The organism is Pseudolactococcus yaeyamensis (genome assembly GCF_054658615.1).
The window spans coordinates 1-15635 of sequence record NZ_BAAGGP010000007.1 but is presented as its reverse complement, the minus strand read 5'-3'; the positions used below and the strand labels follow the sequence as shown (position 1 = coordinate 15635).

At 37.3% G+C, this 15635-nt stretch carries 20 protein-coding genes, 3 pseudogenes and 1 other annotated feature; of the genes and pseudogenes, 13 read left to right on the top strand and 10 right to left on the bottom strand.

Annotation, left to right across the window (positions count from 1 at the left end):
- Positions 1-30 precede the first annotated feature (30 nt).
- From ACYQ21_RS02675 to ACYQ21_RS02655, 5 genes and pseudogenes are all read left to right on the top strand, one after another.
- A pseudogene (locus ACYQ21_RS02675) lies at positions 31-549 on the top strand (antirestriction protein ArdA).
- A gap of 25 nt (positions 550-574) precedes the next feature.
- Positions 575-1516, top strand: coding sequence for a DNA cytosine methyltransferase (locus tag ACYQ21_RS02670; protein ID WP_460054852.1), 942 nt, complete (start codon positions 575-577; stop codon positions 1514-1516).
- Between the two features lie 146 nt (positions 1517-1662).
- A complete protein-coding gene (locus ACYQ21_RS02665) occupies positions 1663-1914 on the top strand; it encodes a hypothetical protein (protein WP_460054851.1) in 252 nt (83 codons plus the stop codon).
- A gap of 11 nt (positions 1915-1925) precedes the next feature.
- On the top strand, positions 1926-2144 hold the full coding sequence (locus ACYQ21_RS02660; protein ID WP_460054849.1) for a hypothetical protein: 219 nt from the start codon (positions 1926-1928) through the stop codon (positions 2142-2144).
- A gap of 5 nt (positions 2145-2149) precedes the next feature.
- The gene (locus ACYQ21_RS02655) at positions 2150-2350 is read left to right on the top strand and encodes a hypothetical protein (protein ID WP_460054846.1); all 201 of its coding nucleotides are present in this window, start codon (positions 2150-2152) and stop codon (positions 2348-2350) included.
- Positions 2351-2507: 157 nt separating this feature from the next.
- On the opposite strand, the gene tnpA is transcribed toward ACYQ21_RS02655, so the two are convergent.
- Positions 2508-2831, bottom strand: coding sequence for an IS200/IS605 family transposase (gene tnpA, locus ACYQ21_RS02650; protein WP_460054929.1), 324 nt, complete (start codon positions 2829-2831; stop codon positions 2508-2510).
- Positions 2809-2904 (bottom strand): annotated as a pseudogene (locus tag ACYQ21_RS02645) (IS200/IS605 family transposase); the annotation flags it as partial. The gene tnpA and the pseudogene ACYQ21_RS02645, both read right to left, overlap by 23 nt.
- Positions 2905-3205: 301 nt before the next feature.
- On the opposite strand from ACYQ21_RS02645, the gene ACYQ21_RS02640 reads away from it, so the two are divergent.
- The 5 genes from ACYQ21_RS02640 (at position 3206) to ACYQ21_RS02620 (ending at position 6549) form a co-directional block, all read left to right on the top strand.
- The gene (locus ACYQ21_RS02640) at positions 3206-3433 is read left to right on the top strand and encodes a DNA-binding protein (RefSeq protein WP_138491701.1); all 228 of its coding nucleotides are present in this window, start codon (positions 3206-3208) and stop codon (positions 3431-3433) included.
- A gap of 99 nt (positions 3434-3532) precedes the next feature.
- The gene (locus tag ACYQ21_RS02635; protein ID WP_460054844.1) at positions 3533-3808 is read left to right on the top strand and encodes a hypothetical protein; all 276 of its coding nucleotides are present in this window, start codon (positions 3533-3535) and stop codon (positions 3806-3808) included.
- A 17-nt stretch (positions 3809-3825) separates the two neighbouring features.
- Entirely contained in the window at positions 3826-4812 is a 987-nt protein-coding gene (locus tag ACYQ21_RS02630) for a tyrosine-type recombinase/integrase (protein WP_460054842.1), read from the top strand.
- 104 nt (positions 4813-4916) lie between these two features.
- The gene (ylqF, locus tag ACYQ21_RS02625; protein WP_460054841.1) at positions 4917-5792 is read left to right on the top strand and encodes a ribosome biogenesis GTPase YlqF; all 876 of its coding nucleotides are present in this window, start codon (positions 4917-4919) and stop codon (positions 5790-5792) included.
- On the top strand, positions 5779-6549 hold the full coding sequence (locus ACYQ21_RS02620) for a ribonuclease HII (protein WP_460054839.1): 771 nt from the start codon (positions 5779-5781) through the stop codon (positions 6547-6549). Before ylqF ends, ACYQ21_RS02620 begins: the two co-directional genes overlap by 14 nt.
- On the opposite strand, the gene ACYQ21_RS02615 is transcribed toward ACYQ21_RS02620, so the two are convergent.
- Positions 6546-7301, bottom strand: a complete 756-nt coding sequence (locus ACYQ21_RS02615) for a mechanosensitive ion channel family protein (protein ID WP_460054837.1) — start codon at positions 7299-7301, stop codon at positions 6546-6548. The genes ACYQ21_RS02620 and ACYQ21_RS02615 overlap by 4 nt on opposite strands.
- 137 nt (positions 7302-7438) lie before the next feature.
- Between ACYQ21_RS02615 and ACYQ21_RS02610 the strand changes: the two genes are divergently transcribed.
- On the top strand, positions 7439-8470 hold the full coding sequence (locus ACYQ21_RS02610; protein WP_180747596.1) for a branched-chain amino acid aminotransferase: 1032 nt from the start codon (positions 7439-7441) through the stop codon (positions 8468-8470).
- Between the two features lie 149 nt (positions 8471-8619).
- Positions 8620-9963 (top strand): branched-chain amino acid transport system II carrier protein, encoded by a 1344-nt coding sequence (gene brnQ, locus ACYQ21_RS02605; protein WP_460054835.1) that lies wholly within the window; start codon positions 8620-8622, stop codon positions 9961-9963.
- A 112-nt stretch (positions 9964-10075) separates the two neighbouring features.
- Here the strand turns inward: brnQ and xerS are convergent, their stop codons facing one another.
- The 5 genes from xerS to rplJ all read right to left on the bottom strand — a co-directional run bounded on the left by xerS (position 10076) and on the right by rplJ (position 13036).
- A complete protein-coding gene (xerS, locus tag ACYQ21_RS02600; protein ID WP_460054833.1) occupies positions 10076-11146 on the bottom strand; it encodes a tyrosine recombinase XerS in 1071 nt (356 codons plus the stop codon).
- Positions 11147-11265: 119 nt separating this feature from the next.
- Positions 11266-11553 carry a MazG nucleotide pyrophosphohydrolase domain-containing protein gene (locus ACYQ21_RS02595; RefSeq protein WP_460054928.1) on the bottom strand — a complete coding sequence of 96 codons (288 nt, stop codon included), beginning with the start codon at positions 11551-11553 and terminating at the stop codon, positions 11266-11268.
- A 75-nt stretch (positions 11554-11628) separates the two neighbouring features.
- Positions 11629-11886 carry a TfoX/Sxy family DNA transformation protein gene (locus ACYQ21_RS02590; RefSeq protein ID WP_460054831.1) on the bottom strand — a complete coding sequence of 86 codons (258 nt, stop codon included), beginning with the start codon at positions 11884-11886 and terminating at the stop codon, positions 11629-11631.
- A 180-nt stretch (positions 11887-12066) separates the two neighbouring features.
- Positions 12067-12432, bottom strand: a complete 366-nt coding sequence (gene rplL / locus ACYQ21_RS02585; protein ID WP_460054828.1) for a 50S ribosomal protein L7/L12 — start codon at positions 12430-12432, stop codon at positions 12067-12069.
- Between the two features lie 103 nt (positions 12433-12535).
- Positions 12536-13036 carry a 50S ribosomal protein L10 gene (rplJ, locus tag ACYQ21_RS02580; protein WP_460054827.1) on the bottom strand — a complete coding sequence of 167 codons (501 nt, stop codon included), beginning with the start codon at positions 13034-13036 and terminating at the stop codon, positions 12536-12538.
- Between the two features lie 26 nt (positions 13037-13062).
- Positions 13063-13196: a sequence feature (ribosomal protein L10 leader region), on the bottom strand.
- 415 nt (positions 13197-13611) lie between these two features.
- Here rplJ and ACYQ21_RS02575 point away from each other — a divergent pair.
- Positions 13612-14470 (top strand): annotated as a pseudogene (locus ACYQ21_RS02575) (transposase); the annotation flags it as partial.
- 162 nt (positions 14471-14632) lie between these two features.
- Here ACYQ21_RS02575 and ACYQ21_RS02570 read toward each other — a convergent pair.
- Positions 14633-15295 carry an SH3 domain-containing protein gene (locus tag ACYQ21_RS02570; RefSeq protein ID WP_460054826.1) on the bottom strand — a complete coding sequence of 221 codons (663 nt, stop codon included), beginning with the start codon at positions 15293-15295 and terminating at the stop codon, positions 14633-14635.
- Positions 15292-15546, bottom strand: coding sequence for a phage holin family protein (locus ACYQ21_RS02565; protein WP_460054824.1), 255 nt, complete (start codon positions 15544-15546; stop codon positions 15292-15294). Before ACYQ21_RS02565 ends, ACYQ21_RS02570 begins: the two co-directional genes overlap by 4 nt.
- Positions 15547-15635 lie beyond the last annotated feature (89 nt).

The window sequence follows — 15635 nt, the reverse complement described above, 5'->3', positions numbered from 1 at the left end:
AATACTGAGAATTGAAAAGAGGAGTAATGAATGAGCCAAGAAATAAATATTTGGGTTTCAAATCTTGGAAAATATAACGAGGGGATTCTTCAAGGGGCATGGTTTACATTGCCAACTGAAATGTCTGAAATTCGCAAGAAAATTGGATTGAATGAGAGGTATGAAGAATGAGCGATTCATGATTATGAAGCCCCGTTTAAGATTAGTGAATATGACGATATTGGTACATTAAATGAGATTGCGGAATTGATTGAAGAAACAGAAATTCCAGATGTCGTCTGGAATAACATGAGTGAACTACTTGATTATTTTAGCGATTCAGTACCAGATTTGATAGAGAACTGTGAAAATTTTATGATCAATTCAGATATTGAAAATGAGTATGATTTGGGGCAGGCTTACATTGAAGATCTCGACGTAGAATTTCCCCGAACTTATCTAGGGAATACCATTGAATCGTATATTGATTATAAATCTCTTGGCAGGGATATAGCATTGTCATCACAAGGTAAATTTTTAGATGGATGCTGGGTAGAATATATTGGATAAATAATGCAAAAAGAAAGCAGATAATATGACAATAAAAATTTTAGAACTTTTTGGTGGGATTGGTAGTCCGAGAGTTGCGCTACGCAATCTTGGCATTGATATTAAATCAATAGATTATGTCGAAATTGATGCGAAAGCAGTTGCCTCTTATAATGCCATTTTTGCATCAGACTTAAAATACAAAACACAATCGGTCATTGATTGGGAGCTGAAACCTGACATTTTGATACACGAATCACCTTGCCAAGACATCTCAATTGCCGGACGGCATCTAGGTGCGGATGCGGGGAGTGGAACCAGATCAAGTTTAATGTGGGAAACGCTGAAAATCATTGAGAATTTCGGTAAATGGCAGCCTAAAATTGTGAGCTGGGAAAATGTCAAAGCTGTCCTATTTAAAAGTATGAATGAGAATTTCAACAAGTACCTACGAGAAATGGAGTGTTTGGGTTATACCAATTCTTATGCGGTTTTAAATGCACTGGATTTTGGACTACCACAACAACGTGAGCGTGTTTTTACGATCTCTATCCTAAATGGTGAGGCGTTTGATTTCAACTCAGTGGGACGATTACCTATGCGTCCACTCTCAAATTTCATAGAAACGAATGTAGATGAGAAATATACGATTAAAGCGCCAAGTATGCTTGATCGAATCGGGTCACCTTCGGAAAAAAAGAAATTCAAAGGCTACCTAAAAATTATTGATGACAAGGTTTATACAATTACAACAAGTCAAGATCGCGTACCCAATAGTGGCGTGATTGATCTAGGTAATGGAAAATATAGGGTACTGACTGAAAAAGAGTGTTGGTTGTTACAAAGGTACTCTACAGATGATTTTGAAGCTGCAGCTAAAGTGTCAAGTAAAACTCAGCTTTATAAACAGGCTGGCAATAGTATTCCTGTACCGATTTTTGAAAGTCTCTTTAGAGTGCTTTTGAAAGATTTTAAGGAAGATTTTTGATATCAAAATTAAGTCAAGAAGAAACAAGTAGATTTAAACATCACCTTGTAGCAACAGTTAATAATTTAATAGATTGAAGTTTTCTGGACTATATATCGGACGGTGAAGCATACGCGGAAGAATTTGAGCATAATGTTCAAAGTTATGTGGATACCTATGGTTTGAAGGCGGCTTATGATTACTGGAATAACATTCCCTCAGGCGAATCTATCAATGTAGATACGAGTTGGTATGATGGTTCAGAATTTACCTCTATAGAAAATTATGTTGAGAATATCTTATACTCTGAAATTTGTATCAGAGAGATTGCATCGGATGAGTATATGGAGTATTTAGATGGAAATTTGGATGAATTAATTGAAATTGCAAAAGAAACAATTCGTACATTTTTTGGATAGGAGTACTAAATATGACAAAAATTGTAAAAAAAACAAAAAATCACTGTCCAAGATGCTTAAGCAGCGATTTAGAATCTTATGACAGCTATGGTGAATATGATAAATTTCAAAAGTATGTAAGTCAATGTCTTAATTGTGGTGCAAAAGTTGAGGAACGTTATAAAAAGGTTTATGTCAATTCAATAGCTACTTTCAAAGAAGAAGATGACTATGAAAAAATTGAAGGGTAAGTAACATGAGTAGAGAAATTTTAGGTCATAGAGAAGGTGTTTGTCCAAATTGTGAGAGTACTGAGTTTGATGATCAAATTTTTGATGATGTAGATGAATTTAGAGTTTATTCAATGACTTGTAAAGTTTGTCATGCTGAAATCAGAGAATGGTATAAGTGCTGCTACGACGAAACAATTGCCACGATTGAGGAGGATGGAGAATAATAAATAAGGAACTGAGTCAAAGTCAAAACCACCCGTAAAACGGGTGACTTGCACTGTGGGCTCCACCCACGGATTACCGACTGCGACTAAAGTCGCTGGCCTTCTCGCTGTTCAGGCTCCATTGCCATTGTCACTTTCTTAGCCCGTCAAAACGGGCTTATTTTGTACGAAATACACCATCGCTAAACGGCTCCTCATACTCTTTAACGCTTAATTTATCAATTGATATATCGCGTTTCTCTTGCTCACGTATATATTTAGCAACTGTTTTTTCATTTACCCCAACGGTTGAAACATAATAACCTTCTGCCCAAAATTTTCGATTACCATACTTATATTTTAAATTAGCATACTGGTCAAAAATCATGAGTGACCTTTTTCCTTTTAGATAACCCATAAAGCTTGACACTGAAATTTTGGGTGGCATGACGACTAACATGTGAACATGATCTGACTTTGTTATAAATGACTTTCCGTCTATATTTTGATGTAAATACGATGTGGTATTTGCACATCCATTTTGTATGTGATAAACTGTAACTAGATTTTGCCATTTTCTTATTCCTTTCTTTGAGAGCCTGAACACTCTTATTATACTAGGAATAAGAAAATGGGGACTATAAGTCTGGTTAGCCACCCGTAAAACGGGTGGTTTTCTTATCGTCCTTAAAAGGACGACTGGCTTGAAGCCATGATAATGCGAAATAAATCGTGTTTTGACTTTTTTATTATAGATAAATATACGAAATTAAAATATTTCATATATGGAAAAATCGCTTCCAATCAAGAAGTTGACTTTTAAAGAAATAACAAGTCAATTTTAGCATTTGCAAGAATATAAAAGAGGTAGTAAGGATGAAAATAAAATATGTACCAGTTGAAAATAGTATTGCTGAATGGGGTGATAAGCAGGCACTTATCAAACGATTTGAAGGCCTAAACATTTATACGCTTAATCGTTGGCTTTCAGAAATGCGTGATAGCAAACAATTTCGCGATGGAGTTATCAATCCAACACATAAATTGGTTTATGTAAACTTTGAAATATTTTTAAAATTTTTGATTTGGAAACAACGTCATTAGTACCTGAAAATTAGTTAAAAATATGATAGAATTGAAATACTAATAGAGTATTACATTTCATCATTTTTCTTTATCAATAATGAAAGAGAAAAATATAATATGTATTATGAAAAAAGAACTTCAAAGAAAGGAAAAACACGATATTTAGTCTTAGAAGACTTTATAGAACCGTTAACAGGGAAGAAAAAACGTCTTACTGTTACATATTATCAAAACACCTCAAAAGCAAGGAAGCAAGCTGAAAGGGATCTAAAGGATAAGATTGATGAGGTTGTGGGTAAATATCTTTATAGCTATTCTAGCGAAGAAATTAAGACATTTGCTCAGCTACGTGATGACTGGCTCTTCATTTGGAAACCAACCGTTAAAAAGTAACTGTTAATCGTGAGCTGATGATTTTGAAAAGAATTACTGAATTAATTCCAGATGATTATTTAATCGAAAGAATCACTAAGCGACTGCTTGTCAACATACTCCGTGAATATAAAATAAAATATAAATCAACTCATTCTACCATGCAACATATCAAGTCAACGCTAAATAAAATATTTGATCATGCTGTAGATAATGATTTAATTCCTTATTCACCAAGTAGAGATATTCGACTTCGTGCAACTGCTGAAGAAAAGAAACAAAAAAGGGAATGTAGTGACGCTAAATATCTTGAGCCATATGAATTCGCTGCCCTTATCAATAGATTGTTGCACAGACGAAATCAAAATTATCGTGACTTGGCTTTATTTATGGGACTATGCGGCTTGAGAGTTGGCGAAGCAACTGCCTTATCAGAAGCAGATTTTGATTTTAAATCTAATACGGTCAGAATAGATAAATCATTACAGACACACGACTTATCTCCTGAAGATTATTATATTGATACGACAAAAACGGAGGCTTCTGTAAGAACTGTACTTCTGCCTAAAGTAGCAATAGGTGCTGTTAAAAATGCTATTGAACGTAGCAAAAAGCTAGATGCTTATATTGAAAAATATCTAAAAAATCATCCTAATAATAAAGGATATTATAGGCACTCTGATTTTGATTTTGACTTCATATTCAGAACTGAATACGGTTCTCCAATTAGTCAAAATAGTTTCTATAATCAACTCCAACGCATGAATGTTGAGTTAGATAAAAAGTGTGAAACACTCTATGGTTTTAAGTGGACTAAAAATGCTGTAACTCATTCTTATCGTCACATTCAAGCAACCTATTTACAAGATTCTACTGTCAGTGAACGTGAAATTCTTGCAAGAATTGGTCATGCAAACCGATTGACTTTATCAGCTTACACACATCAATCTTCAAAAGCACTGGATCAAACAGATTCAGTTAAAGCACTCGATAAAATAACAAAAGAACTGGGTTTAGTGAGCTAAATTTTTGTTCATTATTTGGCAGTTTCGGTACTTTTTCGCCCATTATTTACAAAAAACAGAGACACCAAGGCCATCAATCCTTGGTACAAAAGGAGTTATAAGAAATGGTAGTAATCCAATGGTTTCCAGGTCACATGTCCAAAGCACGTCGACAGGTTCAGGAAAATTTAAAACATGTTGATTTGGTGATGGAGTTGGTGGATGCCAGATTGCCTTTGTCAAGCCGTAACCCTATGCTTGATAAAATTATCGGCACTAAGCCACGTCTTGTTATCATTAACAAAAAAGATTTAGGCGATGACCTGGAAATTCAAAAATGGGTTCATTATTTTGAAGCGCAGGGCATTTTGGCTGTTAAAATTAATGCGAAAGAACAGCAAACTGTCAAAAAACTGACCAAGGCTGCTAAAGAAGTTCTTGCGGAAAAACTCAAACGTGCCTCTGAGCGTGGGATTCAAAATAAAGCGATTAGAACAATGATTATCGGTATCCCTAACGTTGGTAAATCAACCCTTATGAACCGTTTAGCAGGTAAAAAAATTGCCATTACAGGGAATAAACCAGGGGTTACCAAAGGGCAACAATGGCTGAAAACCAATGAAGAATTGGAAATCTTAGACACGCCGGGTATCCTCTGGCCAAAATTTGAGGACCAAAGAGTTGGCTTGAAACTAGCGCTAACTGGGGCTATTAAAGACGATTTGATTCCAAAAGACGAAATTACAATTTTCGGTCTGGATTTCTTCAAAACAAATTATCCAACTGAACTTCAAAAACGTTTTAAATTAACAGATGAGCAAATGAGCTTATCAGCTGTTGATTTAATTGTCTTGTTGACTCAAAAATATGGTTTTCGAGATGATTACGACCGTTTTTACGACTTATTTATCAAAGATGTTCGTGATAGTAAGCTAGGAACTTATACCCTCGACCGTGTGTCAGACCTTGACAAAGAGGATACGCAAGATGACAACGATTAAAGCAGTTAGCGAATTACTGAAAACAGCGCAAACGCTATCAGACCCCCTATTTGAGCAGTGGTCACACGATACACGGCAAGGTGTCCAAAAGTTAATCATCAAGCGACAACGCAACATCCAAGCAGCACTTGATGAAGAAGCAAGGCTTGATAACCTGCTAGCCTATGAACGGCAACTCTATGCCCAAAATATCAAATTAATCGCTGGCATTGATGAAGTCGGCCGCGGACCACTAGCAGGACCAGTTGTCACAGCAGCCGTCATTTTACCTGAAAATTGTAAGATTACAGGCCTCAACGACAGCAAACAAATTCCAAAAAAACAACATCAGGCAGTTTATGACCGTGTCATGACAGAAGCATTAGCAGTTGGCATCGGCATTATTGATAATCATGTGATTGATCAGGTCAACATCTATGAGGCGACCAAACTCGCCATGTTACAGGCGATTGAGCATCTAAAGATTAAGCCAGAACATCTGCTGATTGATGCCATGTCTTTGGCTATTGATATCCCTCAAACCTCTCTGATTAAAGGAGACGCTAAGTCCATGTCCATAGCGGCAGCATCGATTGTTGCTAAGGTGACACGTGATAAAATTATGAGCGATTATGAGCAAAAATATCCTGGCTATGATTTTGCACACAATGCTGGTTATGGGACAAAAAAACATCTGGAAGCACTTGCTAAGCAAGGCTTCACAGATATTCATCGTCAATCTTTTGAACCAATCAAATCAATGGATCATCATATTTAAACATCTAAGCCATAGTATTGAGATAGAATCTGAGCTTTCAGCTCAGAAATTTCAAGATATGGACCAGTCAGTTGAGACCGCAAATACACTTTTTCTTCAGCTATCTGAACACCCACAAATTCTGTGTTCGGGTAGTTTTCGTTTACCTTTAGCATGCGTTCCTTGACGTCTGCGACATTTTCAGAGGTAACTGGCATATCCAGAAAAATATAATGGTCAAGTCGTGAAAGGTTGGCAAGTGCGGTAATGTTGCGATTTGGTACGAAAACCAAGGCACCCATTCCAGTTGTGAGGGTCAAAGAACGGATACCAATGACAGTGACGGTTCCTGTAATATCCAGATTCTTGAAGTTGACGGTATCGCCGACATTGACTTGGTGCTCGACAATGATGAAAAAGCCATTGATAATATCGGTCATCAAATCTCGTCCAGCAAAGCCAAGACCGACACCGACAATCCCAGCACCAGCAAGTAAACTTGCAACTGGTAGACCAAAGATACCTAAAATCGTATAGATATAGAGAAAAACGGTGAGGTACTGAAATACTGACAAGGTTAGGCGTGAAAGTGTTAGAACACGCGCACTATCAGCAATGTTAATGCGACTATAATTATCAAATAAATGCTTGATAATTCGTCTTAAAATACGATAGAAGACGTAAAACAGTATACTTGCGATGATGACGTAGATGATTTTTTCCACTGCAACATCAAATAGATTTTCTAGGTGTAAGTATTTCAAAATAGACACTCCTAATCAATAATTTTCAGAAAATTGTAGTAAATTCTTGCAAAAAGGCGCAAAAAGGACTAAAATAAGTATAACAAATTTTTAGATAAGATGGGTTTCAGAAATCCATTGATTGCTTGACAGATGAAAGGTTGTTTATGACGATTAATATTGATTGGGAAAATCTTGGTTTTGAATATATGAACTTGCCCTATCGTTTCATTGCCCACTTTAAAGATGGTCAATGGGATGAGGGGAGTTTAACAGAAGATGCCACACTACATCTCTCTGAATCATCTCCTGCCTTACATTATGGCCAACAAGCCTTTGAAGGATTGAAAGCCTATCGGACGAAATCTGGTGAGATTCAATTGTTTCGCCCAGACCAAAACGCTGAACGCTTACAAAGAACTGCGCGCCGGTTGTTAATGCCACAAGTACCGACTGAGCTTTTTATCAATGCTGCTAAAGCAGTCGTTAAAGCTAACCATGAGTATGTGCCACCTTATGAAAGTGGTGGTAGTCTTTACTTGCGTCCTCTCCTGATTGGCGTTGGTGATATTATTGGCGTCCAACCTGCACAAGAGTATATTTTTACTGTTTTTGCCATGCCCGTTGGTAATTACTTCAAAGGGGGGTTAGCACCAACTAAGTTTATCGTCTCACGAGACTTTGATCGTGCTGCACCACATGGAACTGGGGCAGCAAAAGTAGGTGGTAACTATGCTGCCAGTCTTCTGCCAGGTCAAGAAGCACATGATGCTGGTTATTCTGATGTCATTTATCTGGATCCTTCAACACATACGAAAATTGAAGAAGTCGGCTCAGCTAATTTCTTTGGGATTACCAAGGATAATGAATTTGTGACACCACTTAGTCCTTCAATTTTACCGTCAATTACTAAGTATTCTCTGTTATATCTAGCAGAACATCGGTTAGGACTGAAAGCCTATGAAGGCGATGTTTATGTCGATGACCTAGAGAAATTTGCTGAGGCTGGAGCTTGCGGGACAGCAGCAGTAATTTCACCTATTGGTGGCATTCAAAACGGTGATGATTATCATGTTTTCTATAGCGAAACAGAAGTCGGACCAATTACTCATAAACTTTACAACGAACTTGTAGGTATTCAAAAAGGTGACGTGGAAGCACCAGAAGGCTGGATTTATAAAGTTGAGGTTGATGCCTAAATCATAGAACTTACATTAGTTTACATAGTTTTATTTATGTAAACTTTTTTTGTTTTCTAAAATAATTGGATCAGTTAACCAAGTGTTTTGTAATTTAAACAACATTTTGCTATTCTATATAAGATACTATTATTTTATAAGGGAGTTTTATGGATAAGAAACTAAGAATCAGTGATTATTTACTGATTGGTTCAATGTTATTTGGATTATTTTTTGGTGCTGGAAATTTAATCTTTCCTGTTCATATGGGACAAGAAGCAGGTTCTGCTATCTTTCAAGCTAATCTTGGCTTTTTGGTGACCGGTATTGGCTTGCCATTTTTAGGTATTATTACGGTTGGTCTTTCTCAAAGTTCTGGTCTTTTTGATATGGCATCACGTATTAATCGCAAGTACGCTTATATTTTTACGACGCTATTATATTTAGTTATCGGTCCTTTTTTTGCTTTACCTCGTTTAGCAACCACCTCTTTTGAAGTCGGACTGTCACCTTTTCTTTCAGACAATGCACAAAAACCTGTTTTAGCTGTTTTTAGTGTTTTATTCTTTTTTGCTGCTTGGTTCTTTTCTCGCAAGCCCTCAAAAATTTTAGATTACATCGGGAAATTTTTGAACCCTTTATTTCTGATTTTGTTAGGATTTTTACTTGTTGTCGCTTTTACACGTCCAATGGGTGGCATCAGTCAAGCAGTAGTCGGCAAGGCCTATCAATCATCACCTTTTGTATCTGGCTTTACCCAGGGGTATAATACGCTTGACGCGCTTGCGGCGTTAGCCTTTGGTATTATCATCGTCACGACCATTCGTCAACGTGGTGTGACCAATCCCAAGGTGATTGCGATTGATACGATCAAAGCAGGTGGGATTAGTGTGCTACTCATGGGGATTATCTATACGTGTCTGTCTTATTTAGGGACGATGAGTCTTGGTAAGTTCGCGCTCAGTGAGAATGGTGGGATTGCGCTGTCTCAAATTTCAAATTACTATCTGGGAACTTTTGGAACGATTATCTTGGCCTTAATTATTATTATTGCTTGTTTGAAAACAGCAGTTGGCTTGATTACAGCTTTTTCAGAAACATTTGTTGAGCTTTTCCCTAGATTTTCTTACCGTTTTTATGTGATTTTGGCTAGTGTGCTACCATGTTTGTTTGCGAACGTTGGATTGACGAATTTGATTCAGATTTCAATTCCTGTCTTGATGTTCCTATATCCTCTTGCGATTACTTTAATCATACTAGCTTTGTTTAGTCCCTTATTTCATCATTCTAAACGAGTATATCAAGTCACAACTGGCTTGACTCTTATTACGGCAATATTTGATGGGTTTAATGCTATTCCGAAGGGTGAACATCCTAATGTTGTGATGACGCATTTACTGGACTTTGCTAAGTATACCATTCCTTTCTTTTCAATTGGTATGGGTTGGATTGTACCAGCAGCAATTGGGCTTGTCATTGGCTATATTTGGCAGTTTTTCGAAAATAAAGCCTAGCAGATCTATTTTCGAAACCAGAAAAAATCACCTGAGTTTGATAGATGAGGTGATTTTTTTATTATAACGTTTTCTCGGTATACTGCAACCTATTAACATAAGGATGTCGACATCACAATTTATCCAAGGCATCTTTTTGCTCTTCATTGACAATATGCGTATACAGGTCAGTGACTTGCGTAGAGGCATGCCCGAGCTGATGACTAACCAAAACTTGAGAATTGGTCTCAGCATACAACCTTGTCGCCAAGGTATGTCGTAGTTTATGAGGCGTCACGCGGACTTTGAAGATTTTCGAGTATTTGGCAACCATTTTTTCAACACTAGAGTTGTCGATGCGATTAGCCTGCTCTTTATAGGAGGTCAAAAATAAAGCCACATCACGTTTATCAGCATGATATCGCTGCTCACGAATTGCCAAATATTGCGTCAGATATGGCGCAGCAAAACTTGCAATGTTGACTGAATCTCGTTTGCCACCTTTTCGTGTGATGTCAACAACCATAGTTTTAAGGTTCAAATCATTAAGGTCTACATTAACCGTCTCAGATAGCCGAATACCCGATGCTAGAATCAGTGCAATAATGGCTAAATCACGTTCTTTGTTTTTGATAAAGGAAGATTTAGCACGATTTGATAGGTCTAATTCATACTCATTATCAATAAAGTCAAGAAAACCTTGCGTTTCATCACCTAAAAACAGTTTATTTTTGATATTTTCTGCACGCGAGGCAAGTGTTTCTTTTTTCTTTTGAGTCGCGACCTTCTTCATGACATTGCGATAGAAGTAGGGCTCACCATTCTCATCCTCAACTTCCTCAGTCAGATACTTATAAAGGCTAGAAAGAGCTGAAAGCGTCCGATTAATTGTCGTTTGAGACACACCATAGGTCGTCGAATAGGTATTAAGTCTTGGTCGCTCACGTAGGTATAAAATGTAACTTTCAAGGTCATGCTTGGTTAATTTTTCCAAGGTTTCTAAGGAAATATCAGCCATTTTCGAGACATTTGAGATGTCAGCATCCATGAGCCAGCTAAAAAAGCGTTGATATTCTTTGAGATATTCATACAAGGTATTGAGTGAGTATGGGACAGCGGACTTAGAACGGTAGTATTCCAGTACGAAATCTGGCATAACGTTCTTTAAGTCCTCGATATTTTCGATTAAACGTTCTCGTTTCATAAGACTAGTATAAGGGATATCTGAACATTTGTCAAGAAAATTATAGTTTTTCGGAAAGATGTTGGTGGTAATTTTAAGCTATACAATGATAAAGCCAATCTCGATCAATCTTAAAGCAATTATTCTTTCGTCAAAAACTCTGCTAAATTAGGAGACTCATTGTACTTTATAGACGCCAATTTATCTTTTTCGATAATCGCTTTTCCTAAATCAATGTTATTGACATTGGCAATCTCAACAACATAATGAATCACATCAGCCAATTCATTTTTTAATGATGCCTCATCTGAATTTGCTTTATTGCCTTTCAACTGACTCAAAACCTCAGCAACTTCGCCAATTTCCTCAACTAGTTTGATAAATAAATCACTTGTTGACGGACTGCTGATATTTTTTCTTTGATATATCGCCTCTTATTTTACATTTAAATAATCTTGTAAAGACTTAAAAAGTTAATTCTGTCATGTTTAGTATTTCTCCTATTATTTCTTATTTCTCTGAACACACTCTTGTAGCGCTGTTTTTCGTTCCGATGTGATCTCTTTTTTGGGAATATTTTGAATAGCGCCCTCAAGAGCCAAGAGAAAATTGAGGCAAGCACCGTCATCTACCAGATTACGAACCTGTAAAAATGCCTTTTCGGTACCTACATGAATCAAATCATCCGAATCCATCAACCCGACTTGATTTAATTTTGCTTCGCTGATTACACCTAAATTTTTCATTTGTGAAATGTTCATAAACTTCCTCCAACAACTGCTACTTTTTTTATATTATGATGGATACCCAGTATTTGTTATTAGTTTATCATATTGCTTATCATTTATAAAGCTAAAAAGTCCACTTCAAAAAATGGACTTTAAAATCAAGAGAAAATCAAAAAAAGATACCCCGAAGGATATCTCTTTATAATCAAAAGATTATTTAAGACCTGCTGAACCGCCAGCAGCGCCGATAGCTTCAACGATTGCTTCAGCTTCAGCTTTTGGAAGACCTTCTTTGATAACAACTGGAGCGCTGTCAACAAGATCTTTAGCTTCTTTAAGTCCAAGACCAGTAGCTTCGCGAACTGCTTTGATTGTAGCAACTTTTTTGTCGCCTGCTGAAGTCAACTCAACGTCAAATTCAGATTTTTCTTCTGCTGCAGCTGCACCAGGACCTGCTACAGCTACTGGAGCTGCTGCAGATACGTCAAATTTTTCTTCGATTGCTTTTACAAGCTCAGAAAGTTCAAGAATAGTTGCTGTTTCAAGTTCAGCAACGATGTTTTCAATGTTCAATGCCATTGTTGGAATCTCCTTAGAATTTTTATTTTAATGTGCAAGGATAAGATGCGACTTGCGCGCATTTAAAGTTAGCAAGGCAAAATTTTCGAAGTACTTTGAAAAATTAAGCTGCTTCTTCTGCTTTGTCTGCAACAGCTTTGACAGCGTATGCGACATTGCGAGCTGGTGCTTGAAGTACTGAAAGGAGCATAGAAAGCAATCCTTCGCGGCTTGGTAGTGATGCGATAGCAGCGATTTCTTCTTTTGAAGATACTTTGCCTTCGATAACGCCAGCCTTAACTTCGAGTGCATCAGCTGTTTTAGCGAAATCTGATAAGATTTTAGCTGGAGCAATTGCATCTTCGTTTGAAAATGCGATGGCAGATGGTCCTACGAATTGATCCGTAAGGTCAGCATAGCCAGCTTTTTCAGCAGCACGACGCAAGATTGAGTTTTTGATGACTTTGAACTCAACACCTGCTTCACGTAATTGTTTACGCAATTCAGTATCTTGTCCAACTGTAAGTCCACGAGAATCTGCAACGACGATACCAGATGCATCTGCAAATTTTTGGGCAACAACGTCAACTAACTCAGCTTTTTTAACGATTGTAGCTTCACTCATTGTTTGTTTTTCCTCCTCTATTATTTGATGACGTAAAAAAACTCCACGTCAACCTAGACATAGAGAGTACAAAAATTCATTATCAACTAATAAATAAATGTCCTCGGTTGGATTTACGACGAATGTCACCAACTGTCTTCGGTCATGTTGTTTTCACAACTATTTTATTATAGCAGAGTTTTTTCACTTTGACAAGTATTTTTGATTCATGGTTTTTTTGTTATATATCTTCTTCATCAATATGTATTTAAAGATTTTTTTAGAATGTATTTATATCTAAACCTCTGGACTAGTCGGATTAGACTAGCCTATTTGGAGTTCCCCAGTCGGAAACTCCAAAAGGGAAAACCCATTGTCTATGCGGTTTCCCTTTTTGGATATCCCGAAAATTGTGCAAAAAAAGAGGCTGGGACAAAAGTCCTCTAAAAAAATAGGCTATGAATCATTTCTGATGTTAATCGGAAACGTTCATAGCCTATTTCTGTGTAACTTTTCGACAAAAAGAATAAAATCCCGTACAATTAAGTGTCTAATCCCAAAAGTCAGGAGTTGTTCTTTATGCATAAAAATTATAACAAGAAACAGGTCGTCCCTCTTTCCACCCTAGAATGATGCTCAAATTGATTTTGTGTGCCTATACCCAATCAACTTTTTCGGGAAGAAAGATTGAGAACGCCATTCATGATAGTATCCGCATGATGTGGTTAGCACAAGGCGAAACACCATCATATCGGACAATCAACCGTTATCGCATCCATCCTTCAAGATTGTTTTGTACAATTTAGAAATCTCCTTGTTCAAGAAAAAATGATTGATGAAACAGCCATTTTTATTGATGGTACAAAACTTGAAGCTAATGCCAACAAGTTTACTTTTGTCTGGAAAAAATCCATTCAACGTTTTAGTGATGCCCTTGTTGAGAAGTCTAAAGCCCTTTATCAAGAGCTTTTAAGCAATGAAATTATTCCTGCAATTGAACTGGATAATGAAGCTGAATTATCAACACAAGAATTGATGGTCATTGAAGATGAGTTATCTCAAGCAGTTGAGCACCTCACGCAAGAAATTGATCATGAGCCAAACGGACAGAAACGTAAAGCCTTGCGTTCTAAAAGAAAGCCAATCAAATTAGCACGTAAACAAGTCGCTAACTTCATTTTAAGAAAAGAAAAATACAAAACTGATTTTGAAATAATGGGCGCACGAAACAGCTATTCCAAAACAGATACAGACGCGACATTTATGCGAATGAAAGATGACTACATGAGAAATGGTCAACTTAAGGCTGCCTATAATCTTCAAATTGCGACGGAAAATCAATATGTTTTGGACTATGAAGTCTATCCCAATCCGACTGATACCAGAACTTTACCTGACTTTTTAGCGCATTATCAAAATAAATACCAACAACTTCCAGAGTATATCGTAGCAGATGTAACGCGTCACGAAGAACGAGAAAAATGTTTCATCAAGAATGAGAATTTTTATTTCACAAACTCTGATTTTTACGCCATATAAAATAACTTTTAAATACAAAAAAGAGCCCTTTGAAATGTCTAAAAAACATCTCAAAAGGCTCTTTTCATTTATTCAAATTTAAAAAGTAATGAAATCGTCTGCTTCTGCTTTACCAGTGGCACGACCTGCTGCTACATACCGCTTAGCACCAGATGTTGACACATAAGTAAACCAACAATAGCCGTCTTTATCCCCGACATAAGCTAGATTATAGATTTTCTCACCTTTAGAGTATGTCGCCATAACTTTACCGCTTGTAGTTGGCGCATCTCGCACATTTAACGTGCCTGCTTGCACAGTTCCTGTCGACCCTGTAGATGGACTTGGGGCAACGGCTGCTTTATCAGCTGTAATGCACTTCAAATATGCGACTTTTCGATTATTAAAAGCGCCAAATGTCCCAACTGGCACAGCTGATGTCGGGCGCTGCTGAAAGATTGTCTGGTCAACTTCGATCCAAATATGACCGTAAGTCGGGTCAAGCACGCCACCTGTACCAGACACTACTCTAATACGGCTTTGGCTTGTCGGCTCCCACGTCGCAACACCATCTGCCACTAGATTGTTAATCACATCCATCGCATCACCACGTGCCTTATTCCATGATGGCTCTCCGCAGAAATTCATCACGGCTTTTGGCAAATCAACGCACTGCTTACCATAGATACCATCAATATCAACACCACCTGAGGTGTTATTTACCCATAAGAAATTGATTACTTCTTGCACTGTTTTTGTCATTTTGATTCCCCTTCGATAATTTGTGTAAATAGCTGATGCAGTCCTGTACTAGCAAGACCGCTCAATGCACCATATACGACTGTTTCCAATGATAGTCCTGCTGAGATGACACCTAAAGCAGCACCAGTGACAGCTAAGACTGTCGGAATCCACTTATTATCCAGCGGCACGATTTTTTTAAGGCAATAACCAACGATTAAGCAAGCGATAACGACAATCGGTAGATAGAATTCACTTATATTCTCTAACATTTCACTCACCTCCTTTCTCTGATTGAGACATCTGCAGTTGTGCCTGCGCCTCTTGCAATTGTGCTTGTAAAGTGGCTTTCTCCACTTCA

Bases quoted from the DNA above. Each gene is read 5' to 3' on its own strand.
- ACYQ21_RS02670 (WP_460054852.1), top strand. From the start codon at position 575: ATGACAATAAAAATTTTAGAACTTTTTGGTGGGATTGGTAGTCCGAGA.
- ACYQ21_RS02660 (WP_460054849.1), top strand. From the start codon at position 1,926: ATGACAAAAATTGTAAAAAAAACAAAAAATCACTGTCCAAGATGCTTA.
- ACYQ21_RS02655 (WP_460054846.1), top strand. From the start codon at position 2,150: ATGAGTAGAGAAATTTTAGGTCATAGAGAAGGTGTTTGTCCAAATTGT.
- ACYQ21_RS02640 (WP_138491701.1), top strand. From the start codon at position 3,206: ATGAAAATAAAATATGTACCAGTTGAAAATAGTATTGCTGAATGGGGT.
- ACYQ21_RS02635 (WP_460054844.1), top strand. From the start codon at position 3,533: ATGTATTATGAAAAAAGAACTTCAAAGAAAGGAAAAACACGATATTTA.
- ACYQ21_RS02630 (WP_460054842.1), top strand. From the start codon at position 3,826: ATGATTTTGAAAAGAATTACTGAATTAATTCCAGATGATTATTTAATC.
- ylqF (WP_460054841.1), top strand. From the start codon at position 4,917: ATGGTAGTAATCCAATGGTTTCCAGGTCACATGTCCAAAGCACGTCGA.
- ACYQ21_RS02620 (WP_460054839.1), top strand. From the start codon at position 5,779: ATGACAACGATTAAAGCAGTTAGCGAATTACTGAAAACAGCGCAAACG.
- ACYQ21_RS02610 (WP_180747596.1), top strand. From the start codon at position 7,439: ATGACGATTAATATTGATTGGGAAAATCTTGGTTTTGAATATATGAAC.
- brnQ (WP_460054835.1), top strand. From the start codon at position 8,620: ATGGATAAGAAACTAAGAATCAGTGATTATTTACTGATTGGTTCAATG.
- xerS (WP_460054833.1), bottom strand. From the start codon at position 11,146: ATGAAACGAGAACGTTTAATCGAAAATATCGAGGACTTAAAGAACGTT.
- ACYQ21_RS02590 (WP_460054831.1), bottom strand. From the start codon at position 11,886: ATGAACATTTCACAAATGAAAAATTTAGGTGTAATCAGCGAAGCAAAA.
- rplL (WP_460054828.1), bottom strand. From the start codon at position 12,432: ATGGCATTGAACATTGAAAACATCGTTGCTGAACTTGAAACAGCAACT.
- rplJ (WP_460054827.1), bottom strand. From the start codon at position 13,036: ATGAGTGAAGCTACAATCGTTAAAAAAGCTGAGTTAGTTGACGTTGTT.
- ACYQ21_RS02570 (WP_460054826.1), bottom strand. From the start codon at position 15,295: ATGACAAAAACAGTGCAAGAAGTAATCAATTTCTTATGGGTAAATAAC.
- ACYQ21_RS02565 (WP_460054824.1), bottom strand. From the start codon at position 15,546: ATGTTAGAGAATATAAGTGAATTCTATCTACCGATTGTCGTTATCGCT.